The 16,872-nt window shown below is 64.5% G+C and carries 16 protein-coding genes; 9 read left to right on the top strand and 7 right to left on the bottom strand.

The window, feature by feature from the left end:
* Positions 1-2: 2 nt before the first annotated feature.
* The 3 genes from KUV74_RS05965 to KUV74_RS05955 all read right to left on the bottom strand — a co-directional run bounded on the left by KUV74_RS05965 (position 3) and on the right by KUV74_RS05955 (position 2,419).
* Positions 3-635, bottom strand: coding sequence for a tripartite tricarboxylate transporter TctB family protein (locus KUV74_RS05965; RefSeq protein ID WP_222515881.1), 633 nt, complete (start codon positions 633-635; stop codon positions 3-5).
* The gene (locus tag KUV74_RS05960; protein ID WP_222515880.1) at positions 632-1,570 is read right to left on the bottom strand and encodes a tripartite tricarboxylate transporter substrate binding protein; all 939 of its coding nucleotides are present in this window, start codon (positions 1,568-1,570) and stop codon (positions 632-634) included. The genes KUV74_RS05965 and KUV74_RS05960 overlap by 4 nt, the downstream gene beginning before the upstream one ends.
* 69 nt (positions 1,571-1,639) lie before the next feature.
* Positions 1,640-2,419, bottom strand: coding sequence for a GntR family transcriptional regulator (locus tag KUV74_RS05955; RefSeq protein WP_222515879.1), 780 nt, complete (start codon positions 2,417-2,419; stop codon positions 1,640-1,642).
* 94 nt (positions 2,420-2,513) lie between these two features.
* Here KUV74_RS05955 and KUV74_RS05950 point away from each other — a divergent pair, with 94 nt between their 5' ends.
* Together KUV74_RS05950 and KUV74_RS05945 are read left to right on the top strand one after the other, a co-directional pair.
* Positions 2,514-4,253 carry a gamma-glutamyltransferase family protein gene (locus tag KUV74_RS05950; RefSeq protein WP_222515878.1) on the top strand — a complete coding sequence of 580 codons (1,740 nt, stop codon included), beginning with the start codon at positions 2,514-2,516 and terminating at the stop codon, positions 4,251-4,253.
* Positions 4,250-4,741, top strand: a complete 492-nt coding sequence (locus KUV74_RS05945) for a GAF domain-containing protein (RefSeq protein WP_222515877.1) — start codon at positions 4,250-4,252, stop codon at positions 4,739-4,741. The genes KUV74_RS05950 and KUV74_RS05945 overlap by 4 nt, the downstream gene beginning before the upstream one ends.
* A gap of 47 nt (positions 4,742-4,788) precedes the next feature.
* Here the strand turns inward: KUV74_RS05945 and KUV74_RS05940 are convergent, their stop codons facing one another.
* Together KUV74_RS05940 and KUV74_RS05935 are read right to left on the bottom strand one after the other, a co-directional pair.
* Positions 4,789-5,514, bottom strand: coding sequence for a ZinT family metal-binding protein (locus tag KUV74_RS05940; RefSeq protein WP_222515876.1), 726 nt, complete (start codon positions 5,512-5,514; stop codon positions 4,789-4,791).
* Positions 5,515-5,588: 74 nt separating this feature from the next.
* Complete coding sequence (locus tag KUV74_RS05935; RefSeq protein WP_315900723.1) at positions 5,589-6,635, bottom strand: zinc ABC transporter substrate-binding protein; 1,047 nt, start codon at positions 6,633-6,635, stop codon at positions 5,589-5,591.
* A 95-nt stretch (positions 6,636-6,730) separates the two neighbouring features.
* On the opposite strand from KUV74_RS05935, the gene KUV74_RS05930 reads away from it, so the two are divergent.
* Together KUV74_RS05930 and KUV74_RS05925 are read left to right on the top strand one after the other, a co-directional pair.
* Complete coding sequence (locus KUV74_RS05930) at positions 6,731-7,498, top strand: metal ABC transporter ATP-binding protein (protein ID WP_222515875.1); 768 nt, start codon at positions 6,731-6,733, stop codon at positions 7,496-7,498.
* Positions 7,498-8,334: a metal ABC transporter permease gene (locus KUV74_RS05925; RefSeq protein ID WP_222515874.1), complete on the top strand. Its 837-nt coding sequence runs from the start codon at positions 7,498-7,500 to the stop codon at positions 8,332-8,334. The genes KUV74_RS05930 and KUV74_RS05925 overlap by 1 nt, the downstream gene beginning before the upstream one ends.
* Before the next feature lie 379 nt (positions 8,335-8,713).
* Here the strand turns inward: KUV74_RS05925 and KUV74_RS05920 are convergent, their stop codons facing one another.
* Complete coding sequence (locus tag KUV74_RS05920; RefSeq protein WP_222515873.1) at positions 8,714-9,316, bottom strand: helix-turn-helix domain-containing protein; 603 nt, start codon at positions 9,314-9,316, stop codon at positions 8,714-8,716.
* Between the two features lie 376 nt (positions 9,317-9,692).
* Between KUV74_RS05920 and KUV74_RS05915 the strand changes: the two genes are divergently transcribed.
* From KUV74_RS05915 to KUV74_RS05895, 5 genes are all read left to right on the top strand, one after another.
* Positions 9,693-10,757: a C4-dicarboxylate ABC transporter substrate-binding protein gene (locus KUV74_RS05915; RefSeq protein WP_222515872.1), complete on the top strand. Its 1,065-nt coding sequence runs from the start codon at positions 9,693-9,695 to the stop codon at positions 10,755-10,757.
* A 93-nt stretch (positions 10,758-10,850) separates the two neighbouring features.
* Entirely contained in the window at positions 10,851-11,366 is a 516-nt protein-coding gene (locus tag KUV74_RS05910) for a TRAP transporter small permease subunit (protein ID WP_108133679.1), read from the top strand.
* A complete protein-coding gene (locus KUV74_RS05905; protein ID WP_045992516.1) occupies positions 11,363-12,694 on the top strand; it encodes a TRAP transporter large permease subunit in 1,332 nt (443 codons plus the stop codon). The genes KUV74_RS05910 and KUV74_RS05905 overlap by 4 nt, the downstream gene beginning before the upstream one ends.
* A gap of 29 nt (positions 12,695-12,723) precedes the next feature.
* Positions 12,724-13,761, top strand: a complete 1,038-nt coding sequence (locus KUV74_RS05900; protein ID WP_124803100.1) for an Ldh family oxidoreductase — start codon at positions 12,724-12,726, stop codon at positions 13,759-13,761.
* Positions 13,762-13,933: 172 nt separating this feature from the next.
* Entirely contained in the window at positions 13,934-14,827 is an 894-nt protein-coding gene (locus KUV74_RS05895) for a DMT family transporter (protein ID WP_045992517.1), read from the top strand.
* A 115-nt stretch (positions 14,828-14,942) separates the two neighbouring features.
* On the opposite strand, the gene KUV74_RS05890 is transcribed toward KUV74_RS05895, so the two are convergent.
* The gene (locus KUV74_RS05890) at positions 14,943-16,538 is read right to left on the bottom strand and encodes an arylsulfatase (RefSeq protein WP_222515871.1); all 1,596 of its coding nucleotides are present in this window, start codon (positions 16,536-16,538) and stop codon (positions 14,943-14,945) included.
* Positions 16,539-16,872: the final 334 nt, after the last annotated feature.

The raw sequence follows: 16,872 nt of genomic DNA, 5'->3' as shown, positions 1-16,872 counted from the left end.
CCTCAGAGATCGGCGTTGGGAGGAAGCTGGACGTTGTCGATCAGTCCGTCGAACAGCAGCACCAGGGCGGCGGCGGCGGCCAGTGCCACCAGCACATCCCGCCCTCTGAGTCGGTGGCGGGTGGTATGGATATAGCCGCAGGTCAGAAGGGTGGCACCGACGAAGAAGCCTGATACATCGAAGGGAAAGGTGCCGGAAGCCGCACGATAACCGCTGTAATCGGTAAGGCCCGCGGCGTTGGTGAGCGTGACCAGCAGCGGTCCGGTTGTGTTTATCGCCAGCAGGCTTACGGCCGTCACGATGATGGCGCGCAGCAGGAAGGCGAGATTGACGGGGGTGATGCGTCCCACCGGTTCGCCAGTGGATGGCGGGTGCGAGCGTCGGGCGCCATGACGGAGTTCGCTCAAGATCAACAGGCTCGCCAGCAGGGCTATCAGGCCCACCAGCAGCACCGGAAAGAAGGCGTCACCGGGCACGGTACGCCCGGTGAGGTTCTGTTCGAGAAAGCCGCTGCCGATATCCCGGGGAAACCACAGCGTTACGCACAAAAGGCAGAACCCCAAAAGGCCAATACCAAGCCACAGGTTCCAGCGGCCGCCCCGGATTGGGGCGGCCTGGCGACTGGCATCGCTCATCTGGCCAGTTCCTGCATCATTGCCACGTTGGACTCATAGGTGGTCAGGATCTGTTCGCGCAGCGCCTCGCCCTGGGTGACGATCGGCGCCGGTGGGTACTGCTTTTCAATGAACTGGCGGGTTTCGCTTTCGGGGTCGGCGAGGATCTCTGCAACGGCCTCGGCGATCTCGTCACGCACTTCGTCATCCATGCCGGCGGGGGCGGTAATGATGTACTGATAACCGAGATTGAGGTCGATCCCCAGGTCCTGGAGGGTCGGTTTTTCCGGTGCCAGGGCCACCGGTCCCTGCTCGGCGGAGGCCAGGATGTTGAGCTGGCCGGCTTCGACCAGCGGCTTCTGTACGCCGCCACCCCAGCCCACGTTGGCATCCATCGACACCAGGGCGTTCAGGGTGCCACGCCCGCCCTTCATGCGCAGGTGGTTGACCTCGATGCCAAGTTGGCGGGCCACGATTTCTGCCCCGGCCTCGACCTGGGTGCCCCAGTTGGCCCAGACGATGGGCTTACCTGCGGACGCGGCGGCCCTAAGGTCGTCAAGGGTCTGCCAGCCGCTGTCGGCCCGTGCCAGCACCGCCATCTGCGAGCCGGCGGTGGTGGTGATGTAGGTGAAGTCTTCGGGCGACAGGTTGTCGCTGTTCATCGGTGCAAAGTCGTAGGTGGTGGTGATCGCGAAGCCCAGCGTCTGGCCGTCGGGCGCTTCGCCCTTGAGTTGTGCTGACATCACGGTGCCGTCCTCGCCGGCCTTGTTCTCGGGGATCACCTGCCAGCCCCGGGTGGCTTCCAGTTCCTTGGCCAGGGTGCGGCCCTGGACATCGGTGCCCCCGCCGGCGCCATAGCCGATCCACAGGCGGATGGGGCCGTCCGGGTTCCACTCGGCCAGGGCCGGGCCTGCCAGCATAAGGGTGGAGGCTGCGGTTAGAAGAATGCGTTTCATGGGACTCTCCGGTGTTGTTGTGGTTGTGTGGCTCGAGTGCCGCCCTGGGGACAGGGCGAACGTTGCGTTTCAGGGCTTGGTCTCGACCAGTTCCATCGGTCGATGACCACGGGGCAGCTCGAAGCGCTGCACCAGCTGCAGCCGATCTTCGCTGTCATACTCGAAGGCGTCCCACAGCATGCCGACGTGGGGCGCAGCCAGATCCAGATGCCCGCAGGCCTGGCGAGACAACAGTTCTGTCGTGACGCTGTGTCTGACGCTGGCGGTGCGGATCCCGAAGCGTTCCCACAGCAGGCGGTGATAGGAAGCGCCGTGCTGTACCTCGCTACTGTCTGGCAGTTCGACGGCGACCTCGGGACGCATGAAGAAGGCGCTGAAGGCCGGCGTTGACCCGGTCACCCACACCAGACGGTCGACGCGCATCACTTCCTCGCAGTCGAAGCCGGTAAGCAGGGCGCCGTATTGCGAGGTACTGACCCGCTGCACCCCGACCACCCGGGTGTAGGGCATCATCAGTTCGCCGGTGGCCGGGTCATGGAAGCGATAGACGTGTACCTCCGGCACCTGATGACGGGCATCGGTGATAAAGCTGCCGAGCTTGCGTCGACGAACGATCAGGCCCTTTTCCACCAGCTGACCCAGCGCCTTCTGCACGGTGGAAAGACCCACCGGCAGAGCGTCGCAGATCTCGGTTTCCTTCGGCAGCTGATCCCCTGGGCGGTAGTCTCCGGCGTGAATGCAGGCACTCAACGCCTCGGCCAGGCGCAGGTACTTGGTGCGCTTGGTGTTGGCGGCCTGCCATTGGGTCACCAGCGGCGCGAGAGACAGGGTGGTGGTCGTCTTTTGCATTCAACTAAGATAGATATGGTCTGTTTCTATTGTCAACTACGTAGTTAATGGGCGACGATGGTGAAAAGATGATCAACCGTACAAGGACAACACCATGAACGAGACGTGGGCGGTGGCCAGTGGACATCCGATCGCCACCAGGGCGGCGGAGCGAGTGCTGCGCCAGGGCGGCAATGCGGTGGATGCCGGCGTCGCCGCTGGCCTGGCGCTCGGCGTGGTCCAGCCTGACCTGGTCTCCATCGCCGGGGTCGCCCCGATTATCATGTTTGATGCCGAAACCGGCGAGGTCACCAGCCAGGACGGTGTCGGCGGCTGGCCGGCGGCGGCGGATGTCGAGGCGATGCACCGCGACCATGGTGATCATGTGCCCGAGGGCATCCTGCGAACGGTGATCCCGGCGGCGCCGGCAAGCTGGATCAAGGCGCTGGCGGACAAGGGCACCATGGGTTTTGGCGAGGTCGCCCAGGATGCCCTGGCCGCCGCCCGGGATGGCTTCGAGGTCTACCCACTGTTTGCCGACTTTGTCACCTCTCGGGTCGAGAAGTACGCGCGTTTCGCCTCTACGGCTGAAGTCTTTCTGCCGGGGGGCAAGCCACCGCAGGTGGGCGAGCGGTTTGTCCAGCGCGACCTGGCCTGGACACTCGAGCAGATGATCGAGGCCGAGGCTGCGTCGCCCGGTGGACGTCTGGCGGGGCTGGCGGCGGCCCGGGCGGCCTTCTATGAAGGGCCGATCGCCGAGCGCATCGTCGCCTTCCACGCCGCCAACGGCGGCCTTTTGACGGCGCACGATCTGGCGAATTATCAGGTGCGTGACGAGGCCACCCACGCGGTGCGCTTTCGTGGTCTTGACGTGCACTGCTGCGGTGCCTGGTGCCAGGGGATCTCCATGGCACAGACGCTGGCGATGATCGAGGCGGCGGGCAGGTCGGCCAGCGTGAAAACGCAGGGCGGGCAGGAACGCCTGGACCTGCACTTCGTGCTTGAGGTGCTAAAGCGTGTCTTCGCTGACCGCGAGGCCTACGTCACCGACCCCGACTATATGGCGATCGCCCCTGAGGCGCTGCTCGAGCCGAACTTTATCAAGGCGCGGCTGGCAACGATTGGCGAGTGCTCGGATCCCTTGCCGGCGCCGGCTGTCGCCGGAGGCCGCAGTGGCGAGCCGGCGGTCTATCGCGTGGGCTGCGCTGATACCTCCCATGTCAGCGTCATCGATGCCGACGGCAATATCTTCTCGGCAACACCCAGTGATCCCAGCTACGACACCGTGGTGATCCCCGGCACGGGACTGTCGGTGTCTTCGCGCGGATCCCAGTCGCGCTCGATCCCCGGCCACCTCAACGCTCTGGCCCCGGGCAAGCGGCCGCGCCTTACTCCCAATCCGATCCTCGCGCTCAAGGACGGCAAGCCCTGGCTTGCCATGGGCACCCCCGGCGGGGACGTTCAGGTGCAGGCGATGATCCAGGTGCTGCTCAATATGCGCGACCTGGGCCTGTCTGCCGAACAAGCGGTACGGGCGCCCCGGGTGGCCACCTACGCCTTTCCCGGCAGCTTCGCCCCCCACGACGTGCACCCCAACCAGGTGCTCTACGAGCAGGATCTATCGGCCGAGCAGGTCGAGCAACTTGCCGCCCGCGGGCATAAGCTCGAGGCCTGGCCAGCACTGACCTGGAAGGCCGGCGGCATCTGCCTGGCGATGCGTAATGATGAAAACAGGGACAACAAAAGGGGCGATCCCAGGGACGACAACGACGGCTGCGTCGCCGTGGCCGACCCGCGTCGCGCGGGCAACTCGGCGATCGGGGTCCGCGCCGCCAAACCGGGAGAGACGCCATGAACCCAGGTCTTGCCGATATCCTGGTCGACATCATCGATCCGGCCACACCGTTCGACAGGGCGCTCGAGCGCTGCGCCGAGGCGATTCCCAACGGACTCTTTACCGCCATGCGCTTTCACCGGGACAGCATGGAGGTCGAGCGAATCCACTCCACCCTGCCCGATGTCTACCCGGTAAGCGGTCGCAAGCCCAAGCGCGACACCGAATGGGGCGACAAGGTGCTGCTCAACCGACGGGTGAATCTTGGTTACGGCGAGGAGGACATCGTCTGGGCCTTCGGTGACCATCGGACCATCCTTGGTCTCGGCCTCAAGGCCGTGCTCAACGTCCCCATCGTACGTGGAGAAAATGTTCTGGGGACTCTCAACTTTCTGCGTGATGGCCCCGGCTTCACTGAGCAGGAGGCGGCCACCGGACAGCTACTGGCGGCGGCCATCGCGATGCGGGAGTGGGCGGTCAGTCAGGCATTTGCAACGATTCACCGATAAAACAAAGCCCCTCATTCGAGGGGCTTTGGTCCTTCTTTACTCAGGCCTTAGTGGGCCAGCATTTCATCGACGATACCCTGGCCATCCAGTTCGGAGGGGTAGTAGGTCGGCCAGTTGGTGACTTCTTCAAGCAGGGCCGCACGGTCGTCACCCCAGTACAGGTGGTAGTGGTCGGCCTCGGTCGGGTAGATGGCATGGTCGCTGAACTGGATGTAGTTCGGCAGGCTGTCGTCTTCACCCTGGTACTCGAAGATGTAGCGAACGCCGCGGTTGCCAGCCTTGTAGGTCAGCACCTCGTAGCCGTCGGAGGCGTATTCGCCGGAGAGTACCTGACCATCTTCGTGGAAGGAGACGGTAGAGCCATCGATGACGATACGGTCGACGTCGGTCTCGTAACCGATCTCGTAGTACGCCTTGTATTCCTCGGCGGTCTTGTCATCGCTCTGCTGGGCCTTGTGGGCGAACACCTCGTCGAGGGTGCCGTCCAGCAGGTAGGGGTAGACGGACTGCCAGTCGCCTTCCCAGTCGGACAGCGGCCGGTCCTTGATCTGGTCGTCGTCGAAATAGCCGGCGTAGATGTCCTTGGCGTGATCATGCTCATGATCATGATGGTCGTGATCGTGATCGTGATCGTGATCGTGATCGTGATCGTGATCGTGATCGTGCGTTTCGCTGGCCGCGGAATCGCTTTGTGCGAAGGCCAGGGGGGCGGTCGCCAGTGTCAGGGCGCTGATTGCGGCGACGGCCATGCGGCGGGTCAGAATCGGGTCCATCGTCTTGCTCCTTGGGATGATCGGTGGGGCGTTGTGGCCTCCCCGGGGAGGCCTTGGAGATAACAGGGCTTTCATCACTCGGCCTCGGCGGCGCAGCGGGTGACGCCGTCGGCCAGTTGGCGCAGCAATGCGGGATAGAGCTCGGTACCGAGCGGCAGGTCGACGCCCAGGGGATCGATGACCAGCGACGTCTCGACCCCGGTGCCTTGGAACACGCTGTCCACCAGCGCCGGGTTGAACTGGGGCTCTCGGAAGACGCACTGCACGCCGAGTTCGGCGACACGCTGCTGGATCTCTCGGATACGCGCAGGGCTCGGGTCGGAGGCATCCCCCAGGGAGATCGCCCCGGCCGCCGGCACATCGAAGCGGCGCTCGAAGTACTGGTAGGCATCGTGGAAGACGATGAAGCGAGTACCCTGGGCCTGCTGGAGGCGGGTCTCCAGTTCATCGATCAGGTCGTCGAGCTCGCCGCGGGCTTCCTCTGCGTTGTGTCGATAGATATCGGCGTTGTCGGGATCGAGTTCGGCCAGTGAGGTGGCGATGGCTTCGAGCCAGGCCTGGGCATTGACCGGGTCCAGCCAGCCGTGGGGGTCCCAGCCTGAATGGTCGTGATGGTCGTGCCCGGCATGCTGTTCGTGCTCGTGCCCGTCATGTGCGTCGTGTTCGTGCTCGTGCTCGTGGCCATCATGCTCTTCGTGGTGCCGGTGGCCCTTATGCTCCTCGTGCTCATGGTGCTCATCATGATCGTGGGCCTCGAAGGTGGCGCCCTGGCGATAGGTCAGGCGCTGCGTGCCGGCGCTTTCCATCAACTCGACTTGTTGCGCATCCGCCGCCAGTGACTGGCGTGCCTTGGCAAGCCAGGGCGTCAACCCATCGCTGACCCAGAACACCACGTCGGCCTGCGCCAGTGCTTCGGCCTCGGAAGGACGCATGGCGTAGCCGTGGGGAGAGGCCCCAGGCTGGATCACCAGTTGCGGCGTCCCCAGGTCTCCCATCACGCGCTCCACCAGGCTGTGGACCGGCGGAATATCCACGGCCACCGAGGGGACCTCTGCGGCAGCCACCGCAGGAAGCAGCAGGCAAGGGAGGAGAAGGGGGCGTAGCGAGGTGTGCATCGTCATCGATCTCTCGGGCGTTCTCGGGGCGGGTGATTGTGGCATGTTTTGTTATGATATAACATTGTTTTCGACGTCAAGAAAGGCTCTGGAGAATGTTCATGCCGCTATTGTCGATCGATGATCTGCGGGTCGTCCTGGGAGGGCAGACCATCCTCGAGGGCATAGACCTCAAGCTCGAATGCGGCGAAATCGTGACGCTGGTCGGCCCCAACGGGTCGGGCAAATCGACGCTTTTGCGTACCATCATCGGTGCGCTGACGCCCGCTGGCGGACGTTTGGTGCGAAGGCCCGGGCTTACCATCGGCTATGTACCGCAGCGACTGGCCATCGATCCGACCCTGCCGATGACGGTCACACGCTTTCTGAACCTGCCTCGTCGACGTTCCCGTGAAGCCGTGCAGCTGGCCCTGGCGCAGGCCGGCGTGCCTGAGCTGGGCTCGCAACAGTTGATGTCGTTGTCAGGCGGCCAACGTCAGCGTGTTCTGCTGGCGCGAGCCCTGCTCGAGAAGCCCGACCTGTTGCTGCTCGATGAGGCAACCCAGGGCCTCGACCACCGGGGTACGGCGGATTTCTATCGCCAGATCGAGCGGGTGAGGCGCGAAACGGGCTGCGCGATCCTGATGGTCAGCCATGAGCTGCATGTGGTGATGCGCACCTCGGACCGGGTGATCTGCCTCGATCGCCACGTCTGCTGCCAGGGCACGCCCGAGCGAGTGCTGGCGTCACCGGCCTATCAGGCGCTGTTTGGCCCCGATACCGCTGACGCGCTCGCCTTCTACCGCCACGAACATCTGCGCGAAAAAGACGCCGCTAGCCCGGCCTTGGCGCAGGTGGGCGCTGCCCGCTCACTGAGGGTCTCAGCCTGATGCTCGATGACTTCATGCTGCGTGCGGCGCTCGCCGGTATCGGTGTGGCCTTGGCCGCCGCCCCGCTGGGCTGTTTCGTGGTGTGGCGCCGCATGGCGTACTTCGGCGATGCCACCGCGCACGCCGCCATCCTTGGTGTGGCACTGTCGCTGTTGCTGTCGACCTCGATCTTCGCCGGAGTGCTGGTGGTGTCGCTGCTGATGGCGATCCTGGTCTCACTGCTCAGCGGTCGTGGCTATGCCATGGATACTTTGCTCGGGGTCATGGCTCATTCGGCTCTGGCCTTCGGGCTGGTGGCGGTGTCCTTCGTGTCCGGGGTGCGTATCGACCTGATGGCATATCTGTTCGGTGACATTCTGGCGGTCGGCAAGGGGGATCTGGTGTTGATCGCCGGCGGCGCCTTGCTGGTCATGGCGCTGGTGGGGTGGCGCTGGTCGTCACTGTTGACGGCGACCCTGGACGCGGATCTGGCGCGGGCCAATGGCATCCATCCCGGGCGCGAGCAGCTGGTGCTGACACTGTCCCTGGCGGTGGTCGTGGCGGTGGTCGTGGCGGTGGCGCTCAAGGTGGTGGGGGTACTGTTGATCGCTGCACTGCTGATTATTCCCGCCGCCGCCGCCAGACCCTTCTGCCGTACCCCGGAAGCCATGGTGCTGATGGCAGCGGTGATCGGTGCCGCGTCTACTAGCGGCGGTCTTCAGGCGGCCTACTGGCTTGACACGCCCACCGGTCCGACCATCGTCAGCCTCGCCGCTGTGGTGTTTGTCCTGTGTAGCCTGGTGGATCTCGGCAGGCGCCGGTTCGTCAGAATGTCTTCCAGCGATATCTCGTCCTGAACGGGTAACCCGTGCGTTGCTGCTTTGGGCGCAGGCCGCCACTGCAGGACCAGCCTTGCCTTATTGGCCCTTGCGCAGTCTAGCAGCATCATGAGTCATCGGCTGGTCTGGTGGCGATCTCCGCACGAGGAGGTTCTAAGTCGATATCGATGTCGCCATCGTCAGGCATCGCCAGCGTATCGGTGATGTTGCGACGTTGCCCGGCAAGCCGTTGGCACTATCGCTCGCACTTGAGCCATCGCTCGTCTGCCTGTACGCAAGCGCTACGGGCGACGAGCGTGGTCGGCCCCTGTGTGGCCGGCCACGCCGGCGCTTGTCCCGGGCCGGCGCAGTGTGCATGGGGCTCGATGTCGGGACGAGCCTACGGCTGCCGGGCCCCTCAGGACGTACAGATCCACAGTATCCGCGCCGGTTGATCGCCGACCGATATCACCGCGTGGCCCATCTGGCTGTCGAAGGACATGCTGTCGGCGACCTTTAGCCGGGTCGGCGCGTAGTGCTCTGTCCACACCTCCACCTCACCCTGCTGCACCACGATCTGCTCATGCCCGGCGTGGCGCTGCAACTCGCCGAACTCCTCGATACTGGTGTTGAGCACCGTCGTGGAAAACACCAGAAAGTCTTTGGCCACCATGTCGTTGCATAAAAGCTCGAAGCGATAGTTGGGGGTCTCGACCACCGGCCCCTGGCCCGCCCGGGTCAGGGTGCGCCAGCCGCTCAGGGCGCTGCGTTCGTTGTGATAGAAGAGTTCGCTGACATCTACCTCCAGGGCGGCGGCCAGCTTGACGATCACGTCGTAGGTCGGGGATAGCCGGCCGTTCTCGATACGCGAGATGCTGGCGGCGGAACTGCCCGAGGCCTCGGCCATCTGGGCGATGGTCAGGCCCCTATCGCTTCTGAGTGCCTTCAGGTTGGTGCCGATGGAACCTGCCTTGCGCGGACGCTCCCTGACGCGTGGGGGCGGGGTGACGGTGTCGCTCATGCTGGCCTCCGACGCCTTCGTCTCGAATTTTTCAAGAAAAAGCGTTGATTGTTGGTCTTTTTTTATAGTTTTGACTGAATATTGCGTATATGCAATCCTCATTCACGAACGCGACAATAGCAAGGTGTGTGCGTGTGAGCGGGCGCTCCGGCGTGATCCCGGGGTTGCCAAAGCGCTTGCCAGCACGGTCATTGCGCTCCTAGGGCTTGTCTGAAAAGTGCCTGCGCTCGGTAATACGGCGTTAAAAATCGGATCAAAATGCTCATTTACACCCCGTAAACTGCGCCTTCTCACCGATTTTTGCCTTGTCTAACCTTCGCTCGTCGACTTTTCGGACAGCGCCTAATTTCCACAAGAAAATCCAATGGGGATAATAATGTACAAACTGAATCGACTGGCGGGCGGTGTCGCCCTGGCGGCCGCGCTGGCGGGTGCCTCGCTGAGTGCAAACGCCGAGGAAATGAACTGGAAGATGGCCACTCCCTGGGGCGGCGGTCCCTGGCTTGAGCGCGATGCCCAGACCTTTGCCGACTACGTCGACCAGCTGACGGCCGGCGACATCGCCATCGAGGTGTTCCCCGGTGGCACCCTGGGGGGCGCGCTGCGGGTCACCAATACGGTCAAGGCCGGGGTGGCCGAGGTCAGCCACAACTACGTCAACTACGACTACGGCACCGATCCCACCGCGGCGCTGCTGGCCGGGCATTCCAGCGGCCTGACGCCGGAAGAGTTCATGATGTGGATGTACGAGGGCGGCGGCGTGGAGCTGTATGAAGAGTTCCGCCGTGACGTCTTCGATGTGGTGGCCTTCCCCTGTTCGATTCTGGGCACCGAGATCTTCCTGCACTCCAACAAGAAGGTCGAGACGCTGCAGGACTTCCAGGGTCTGCGCCTGCGCACGTCCGGCGCCTGGGCCGAGATCGCCTCCCAGCTGGGTGCGTCCACCGTGGTCATGGCGGGCAGCGAGATCTACAACGCCCTGGACCGTGGCGTGATCGACGCCGCCGAGTGGGGTAGCCCCGAGATGAACAAGCCCACCGGCTTCCAGGATGTGGCGCAGTACGTGATCCTGCCTGGCGTGCACCAGTCGGGTGGCTTCCTCGAGTGCCAGGTCAACCAGGACGCCTGGGATGCGCTGAGCGCCGAACAGCAGGAGCTACTGCGTCTGGCCGGCAAGCTCAGCGTGTTCGACTCCTGGCTCGCGAGCTCCTACGCCGACCTCGAGGCCTATCAGGAGCTGGTCGACGGCCCCAACGAGATCGTCCAGCTGGATCAGTCGTTCATCGACGCCATCTATGAAGAAACGCGCAAGTGGGAAGACGAGAACGCCGAGAGCAACGAGTGGTTTGCCCGGGTGCTCGAGTCCCAGCGTGAGTTCAAGGCCAGCATGACCAACTGGCAGCAGTATCGTCTGCCGATCGGTGCCATGGGTCGCGACTGACCACACGCCTTGCGGCCCGGCCAGACAGCAGGAGCTAACCCCCTTGCTGCCTGGTCGGGCCGCTGTCTTTACCACCACCTGTGGGCAAACGAGATGAAGCTTATTCACGCTATCGAGCGGCTGACCCGCCTGGCGGGAGGGCTGGGCGCCATGCTGACCTTTCCGCTGATCGCGGCCCTGGTCTATGAGGTGTTCAGCCGTTACGTGCTGGGCCGCCCGACCCTGTGGGCCTTCGAGGTCAGCTACATGGTCATGGGTGCCATCTTCATGCTGGGCATGGCCAACGCCCTGCGCCTGGGCCAGCACGTCAGCGTCGATCTGTTGACGTTGCGCTGGTCGGATCGCACCAACGCAGCGGTGCGCCTGGTCGGCTACCTGCTGTTTCTGCCGGTGCTGGGCTGGCTGGTGTGGGAGCTGGGGCAGTATGCGCTGGAGGCCTTCGCCTCGAATGAACGCTCCGGCCGCTCGGCCTGGAACCCGGTGATTTGGCCCGTATTTCTGACCTGGTGGGCCGGCTTCGTGCTGCTGGCGCTGCAGGTCGTGGCCGAGATCCTCAAGGCGGTTCATATCATGCAAGGGCGCACGCCCGAACAAGGGGGCGCGGCATGAGCGACTATCTTGCGCTGGTGATGTTCCCGGCTTTGATCGGTTTCATCATCGCCGGCTTTCCGATCGCGTTTTCGATGATTCTGGTGGCGACGCTGTTCGGCATCATGCAGTTCGGCGACGCTGCCGCCTATCAGCTGCTGACCAAGATCGAGGACACCGCCTCCAATTCGATTTTGGCGGCGGTGCCACTGTTCATCTTCATGGGCGCCATGCTCGAGCGCTCCGGTATCGCCGAGCGGCTGTTCACGGCGATCCACTTCTGGACCCGTCGGCTGCCGGGGGGACTGGGCGTCGGCGCGGTGGTCATGGGGACCTTGTTCGCCGCAGCCAGTGGCGTGGTCGGTGCCACCGAGGCGGTGATCGGGCTCTTGGCCATCCCGGTCATGCTCAAGCATCAGTACAGCAAGTCGCTGATGTCCGGCACCATCTGTGCCAGCGGCTCGCTGGGGACGGCGATCCCGCCGTCTATCACGGTGGTGGTGCTGGGCCCGGTGGCCAGCGTCTCGGTGGGGTCGCTGTTCAGCGGCCTGATGTTCCCGGGCTTCCTGATGGCGCTGTTCTTCTTGCTCTACATCGTGCTGATCGCCTACTTGAAGCCGGAGATGGCACCGCGCATGGCGCAGGATGACGCCGAGCGGGCGACCCTCGGCGAGAAGCTCAAGATGACCTTCGGTGCGCTGCTGCCGACCATGGCGCTGATCATGACGGTCCTCGGGACGATCTTGCTCGGCATCGCCACGCCGACCGAGGCGGCCGCCTGCGGTGCCCTGGGATCGGTGGTGCTGGCGCTGGCCTATCGCAACCTGACGCTGGACGTGCTGTGGAACTCGGCCAAGCGGACCTTGAATATCTCGGCGATGATTCTGCTGATCGTGCTGGGGGGCAACATGTTCGCCGGGGTGTTCTTCGCCGCCGGTGGCATGGCCACGGTGCAGTCGCTGTTGATGGACACCGGCATGAGCCCCTGGATGATCCTCGGCATGATCCTGCTGATCGCCTTCCTGGCCGGCTTCGTGCTCGACATGATCTCGGTGGTGCTGATCGTCATCCCGGTGGCCATGCCCATCGTGCGTGCACTCGGCTTCGACGAGATCTGGTTCTGCGTGGCCTTCCTGGTGGTGATGCAGACTAGCTATCTGACGCCGCCGCTGGCACCGTCGATCTTCTACCTCAGGGCGATCACACCGCCGGAGGTGACGCTCAAGCACATGTACATCGGGGTGGTGCCCTTTATCGTGGTACAGCTGGTGGTGCTGGCGCTGGTACTGAGTTTCCCGTCGCTGGCGCTGTGGCTACCCGAGCAGTTGAGCGGCCCCTCGTGGAAATGACCCCGGACACTGACAAAGGAGACGCCCCCATGAAGGACACCGACACCACCGCCGACAACGGGGCCTACCTGACCCGCGAGGCGCTGATGTCGCTCAGTCGCCGCGTGCTGGAGCACCAGGGCTTCAGTGCCGAGCAGGCCAGGGCCCTCGGCGAGACCCTGGTGGCGGCGCAGATGGACGCTAGCCACTCCCACGGGCTCTACCGTCTGCTGGGGATCGTCCAGACGCTGCGCCAGGGCGCGGCGGTCGCCGACGCCGTCCCGGAGGTCGAAGACGTGGCCGCGGGGGTGGTGCGGGTCGATGCCGGCGGTGGTTTTTCACCGCTGGCCTTCGAGCTGGGGCTGCCGCTGCTGGTGGACAAGGCCCGCGACGCCGGGGTCGCGCTGATGGCGATCAATCACTGCGTGCATTCCACCGCCTTGTGGGTCGAACTCGAGCGGCTGACGGAACAGGGCCTGGTGGCGATCGCCTGTAACCCCACCCAGGCCTACATGGCGCCCCACGGCGGCAGTCGTCCGCTGTTGGGCACCAACCCGCTGGCCTTTGGCTGGCCCAGGCCCGGGCGCGAGCCACTGGTGTTTGATTTTGCCACCAGCGCCATCGCCCGGGGCGATATCGAGCTGCATCGCCGCGAGGGCAAGCCGATCCCCGAGGGTTGGGGGGTCGATCGCGACGGGGCGCCCTGCACCGACCCCGAAGAAGTGCTGGATCATGGCGCCATGCTGCCGTTTGGTCAGCACAAGGGTTCGGCGCTGGCGTTGATGGTCGAGCTGATCGCCGGCCCGATGATCGGTGACCTGCTGAGCGTCGAGTCAAGCGAGCACGACGCCGGTCGCGCAGGACTTCCGTACCACGGCGAACTGATCATCGCCATCGACCCGGCGCGCACCGCAGGCGCCAGCAGCGAGGCGCACATGGACAGGGCCGAGCGGTTGTTCGACGAGCTGCTGGGCCAGGGCGCACGCTTGCCGGCCCAGCGTCGTTACCGTGAGCGGGCGCTGAGTGAATCCCGTGGCGCCTGGGTGCCCCAGGCGCTGCTCGATGATATCGAGGCGCTGCTGGCGTGAGGTGACGCGGGGCGCCTTAGCCGAAGGTGTCGTCACCCGACCGAAGGTACATGAGGCTTACACGAAGTCATTGCTGCGCCTCTAGGACGCGCCGTGATCATTTCCTACGCTGGGGAACGGTTGGGCAGCGACGCCCGACCGAGAGCTCATTTGTTCGAAGCGAGGGCATGTCATGGCAATGACAGGGACGTTATTGGTGATGCTGGCATCGCTGCAGTGGGGGCTCGCCGGTGGTTTCGGCAGCCTGCTGTTGCAGCGCGACTGGACGCCTGAGGCGGTGTCCTTCTGGCGGGCGCTGGTGGGGGTGGGTGTGATGCTCGTGTGGCTGGCGCTGTCCTGGTGGCGGCGCGGGCGACCGACGGTCAACCGCCGGATGGTGATGTGGGCGATGCTCGCCGGGTGCGGTATCGCCGCCAACTTCACTTTTTACTTCATCAGCATCAGCGAGAGCAGTGTGGCGGTGGCGGCGACCCTGATGTACAGCGCGCCGATCTTCGTGTTCGTCGTGTCCTTCATCACAGGGGCCGAGCGTCCGTCACTGGTGCAGTGGCTGGCCATGGCGGTGGTGATGGGCGGTATCGTGCTGTTGACCGGCATCTATCGCGCCGACGCCGGGGTGGTGACGCCGTTCGGCATCGCCGCCGGTTTGCTGGCAGGCGTCGGTTACGCCTTCTTCATCTTCGGCTTTCGCTTTGCGGCATTGCATGGCTCGGCCACGGCGGCGCTGCCGATGGCGCTGGCCACCGCCGCCCTGTTGATCCTGCCGCTGGCGGATTTCTCGACGCTGGCCTCGGTGCCGGCGTCCGCTGACGTTTCGCTGTTTCTGCTGGTCGGTGTGCTGGGCGGCGCGCTGTCGTTCTTCTGCTACGTTGTCGGCGTGCGCTATACGCTGCCGACCATGGCCTCCATCGTCGCCATGGTCGAACCGGTCACCGCGACCTTGTTCGGGCTGTTCGTGCTGGACGAGAGCCTGACCCTGCCTCAGGTCGGGGGCATGCTGCTGATTCTCGGCGCGGTGACGGGTATCAGCCTGCTCAAGCACCGTGCGGCGACAGCCTCAGAGTAGGCAAGTCGCCTCGAGAAAGCGCGGACGTCGTCGGCTCCACGGTCTTCACCGTCTGTCGACCTGGCAGAGACGAGTCCTGCGAGGGGCGCTGCGGGCCTTGAGCTCGGCGCCCGGGCTACTCCAGTCCGATGTTCTTGGCCGGGAATTTCTCGAAGGTGGCGCGATGGGCGCCGGCTTCGGCCACCATGGACGCCTGCCAGGCGTTGCGTCGGTGGCCGACGGTCATCTGTTCCTTGGGGTCGATGTAGAGATTGAACAGCCAAGGGGCCAGGGCGGTCCTTTCCACCGTCGCCATGTCGATCCAGCGCAGGCCATCGTCGGCGCGCACCACAGCGGTATGCATCTTGTACTCACGCATGCGCAGGGCGGTGAACTGGTTGCCCAGCCACATGTAGACCTGCTCGCGGTGGGACTGACCGTTCTCGGTAAGCAGGAAGGACGTCTGGTCGATGCCGTCGATGTAGCGGTCCTGAGGGATGCCGTCTTCGGCGCCGCCCAGGGTGGCGAAGGTATTGAACAGGTCCATCAGATCGAACAGGCCGTCGGAGCGCTGGCCGGGCGGGATCATGCCCTTCCAGTAGGCGATGCCCGGGACCCGCACGCCGCCTTCCCAGGTGGTGCCCTTGGCGCCACGGAAGGGGGTGTAGCCGCTGTCCGGCCAGCTATCCATCTGGGGCCCATTGTCCGAGGTGACGAAGATGAAGGTGTCCTCCAGCTCGCCGCTGTCATCCAGCGCCTGAACGATGTCACCGATATAGCTGTCGACCTCGACGACGGCGTCCTTGTAGGGATACTTCGATGGACTGGCGCCGCGAAACGCCTCCGATGGCCAGTTGTCGGCGTGCACCTTCATGAAGGCGTGGGTGATGAAAAAGGGCGCGTCCTGCTGCGACAGCCGCTGGATGCTGTCGACGGTGTAGTCCCTGAGTCGGGCGTCACCCTCGGCCATGTCCTCGATGGAGCTGACCTGGCTGACCACCTCGGTGGTGCCGTCGGCGAGGCCATGGATCAGGTTGTCATCGGCCTTGATCCGGTCGTAGCGCTCAAGCTTGTCGTCATCCAGTACCAGGTCGGGATAGCGACGCTCATCGAAGCGCTGGGTGTATTCCTTCTGCGCGCGATAGTAGCCGTAGAACTCGTCGAAGCCCACATCGTGGGGGCGCATGCCTTCTTCTTCCCCGATATGCCACTTGCCCACCAGCAGACTGTAGTAGCCCTGGTTCGACAGCAGCCTGGCAATGGACGTCTCGCCTTCCCATGGATTCACGCTGACGCTGTCGCCGGCAAGGATCGGGCGGATCAGGCCGGTGCGTACCGGCAGACGGCCGGTAAAGATGGCCGCACGTGTGGGCGTGCAGGTGTACTGCGAATAGGTCGACGTCAGCATCAGGCCTTCATCGGCCAGCCGGTCCATATGCGGGGTGGGGGCGCCGACGGCCTCGCCGCCACCGAAGGCGCCGGGGTCGCCGTAGCCCAGGTCATCGACGATAAACAGCAGGATATTAGGCTTCTGGCCCGCGCGGGCCTCGAAGTCCGCCAGTGCCTGGGCGGCCGCAGCCTGCTGCTGGGGGTGGGGAATGGCCGGTTGGCGATGGTCGTTTTCCGCCACCGCCCGGGACAGCGTGCTGGCCATGGCGATGGGGGCCTTGGCCGCCAACAGGCCTGCCGACAGGGCCACGGTCAGCATTGTCGCAGCGATGGAAGTCCTCATTTTCCACTCCATGTGTCGGGCCCAGGGAAAGAAGAGAGCCGCGGTGCCAGGGGAGACATGTGATCACTGAAGCAGGACGCTGTCTGGCGCCTGATGTCTTCCCGGTATCCGTCGGGTGGTGCCAGGATGTGCAGCATTGGTGTGTTGCTCGGGCGTGGTCGCAGTGTGGCGAGTGAGGTGGGAGAGCGCCATCCCCCGAAAGGCATAACGGCCTGGGCTCCATCGCCAGGCGGGTGCTTCCTGATCTTGCCCAACAAAAGTGGACACCGGTCTATGCGATCATTCGAGCTTCGAAGGCTGCTGGGCTGATCATCCCAATGGCGCTGTGGCGGCA

The sequence above is a fragment of the Halomonas sp. DP1Y21-3 genome (assembly GCF_019801245.1).
GTDB classification, from domain to species: domain Bacteria; phylum Pseudomonadota; class Gammaproteobacteria; order Pseudomonadales; family Halomonadaceae; genus Halomonas; species Halomonas litopenaei.
This window is presented reverse-complemented; position numbering and strand designations above follow the sequence as displayed.

Excerpts from the sequence above, each read along its gene's own strand:
- KUV74_RS05965 (WP_222515881.1), bottom strand. The coding sequence starts at position 635 with ATGAGCGATGCCAGTCGCCAGGCCGCCCCAATCCGGGGCGGCCGCTGG.
- KUV74_RS05960 (WP_222515880.1), bottom strand. The coding sequence starts at position 1,570 with ATGAAACGCATTCTTCTAACCGCAGCCTCCACCCTTATGCTGGCAGGC.
- KUV74_RS05955 (WP_222515879.1), bottom strand. The coding sequence starts at position 2,419 with ATGCAAAAGACGACCACCACCCTGTCTCTCGCGCCGCTGGTGACCCAA.
- KUV74_RS05950 (WP_222515878.1), top strand. The coding sequence starts at position 2,514 with ATGAACGAGACGTGGGCGGTGGCCAGTGGACATCCGATCGCCACCAGG.
- KUV74_RS05945 (WP_222515877.1), top strand. The coding sequence starts at position 4,250 with ATGAACCCAGGTCTTGCCGATATCCTGGTCGACATCATCGATCCGGCC.
- KUV74_RS05940 (WP_222515876.1), bottom strand. The coding sequence starts at position 5,514 with ATGGACCCGATTCTGACCCGCCGCATGGCCGTCGCCGCAATCAGCGCC.
- KUV74_RS05935 (WP_315900723.1), bottom strand. The coding sequence starts at position 6,635 with ATGACGATGCACACCTCGCTACGCCCCCTTCTCCTCCCTTGCCTGCTG.
- KUV74_RS05930 (WP_222515875.1), top strand. The coding sequence starts at position 6,731 with ATGCCGCTATTGTCGATCGATGATCTGCGGGTCGTCCTGGGAGGGCAG.
- KUV74_RS05925 (WP_222515874.1), top strand. The coding sequence starts at position 7,498 with ATGCTCGATGACTTCATGCTGCGTGCGGCGCTCGCCGGTATCGGTGTG.
- KUV74_RS05920 (WP_222515873.1), bottom strand. The coding sequence starts at position 9,316 with ATGAGCGACACCGTCACCCCGCCCCCACGCGTCAGGGAGCGTCCGCGC.
- KUV74_RS05915 (WP_222515872.1), top strand. The coding sequence starts at position 9,693 with ATGTACAAACTGAATCGACTGGCGGGCGGTGTCGCCCTGGCGGCCGCG.
- KUV74_RS05910 (WP_108133679.1), top strand. The coding sequence starts at position 10,851 with ATGAAGCTTATTCACGCTATCGAGCGGCTGACCCGCCTGGCGGGAGGG.
- KUV74_RS05905 (WP_045992516.1), top strand. The coding sequence starts at position 11,363 with ATGAGCGACTATCTTGCGCTGGTGATGTTCCCGGCTTTGATCGGTTTC.
- KUV74_RS05900 (WP_124803100.1), top strand. The coding sequence starts at position 12,724 with ATGAAGGACACCGACACCACCGCCGACAACGGGGCCTACCTGACCCGC.
- KUV74_RS05895 (WP_045992517.1), top strand. The coding sequence starts at position 13,934 with ATGGCAATGACAGGGACGTTATTGGTGATGCTGGCATCGCTGCAGTGG.
- KUV74_RS05890 (WP_222515871.1), bottom strand. The coding sequence starts at position 16,538 with ATGAGGACTTCCATCGCTGCGACAATGCTGACCGTGGCCCTGTCGGCA.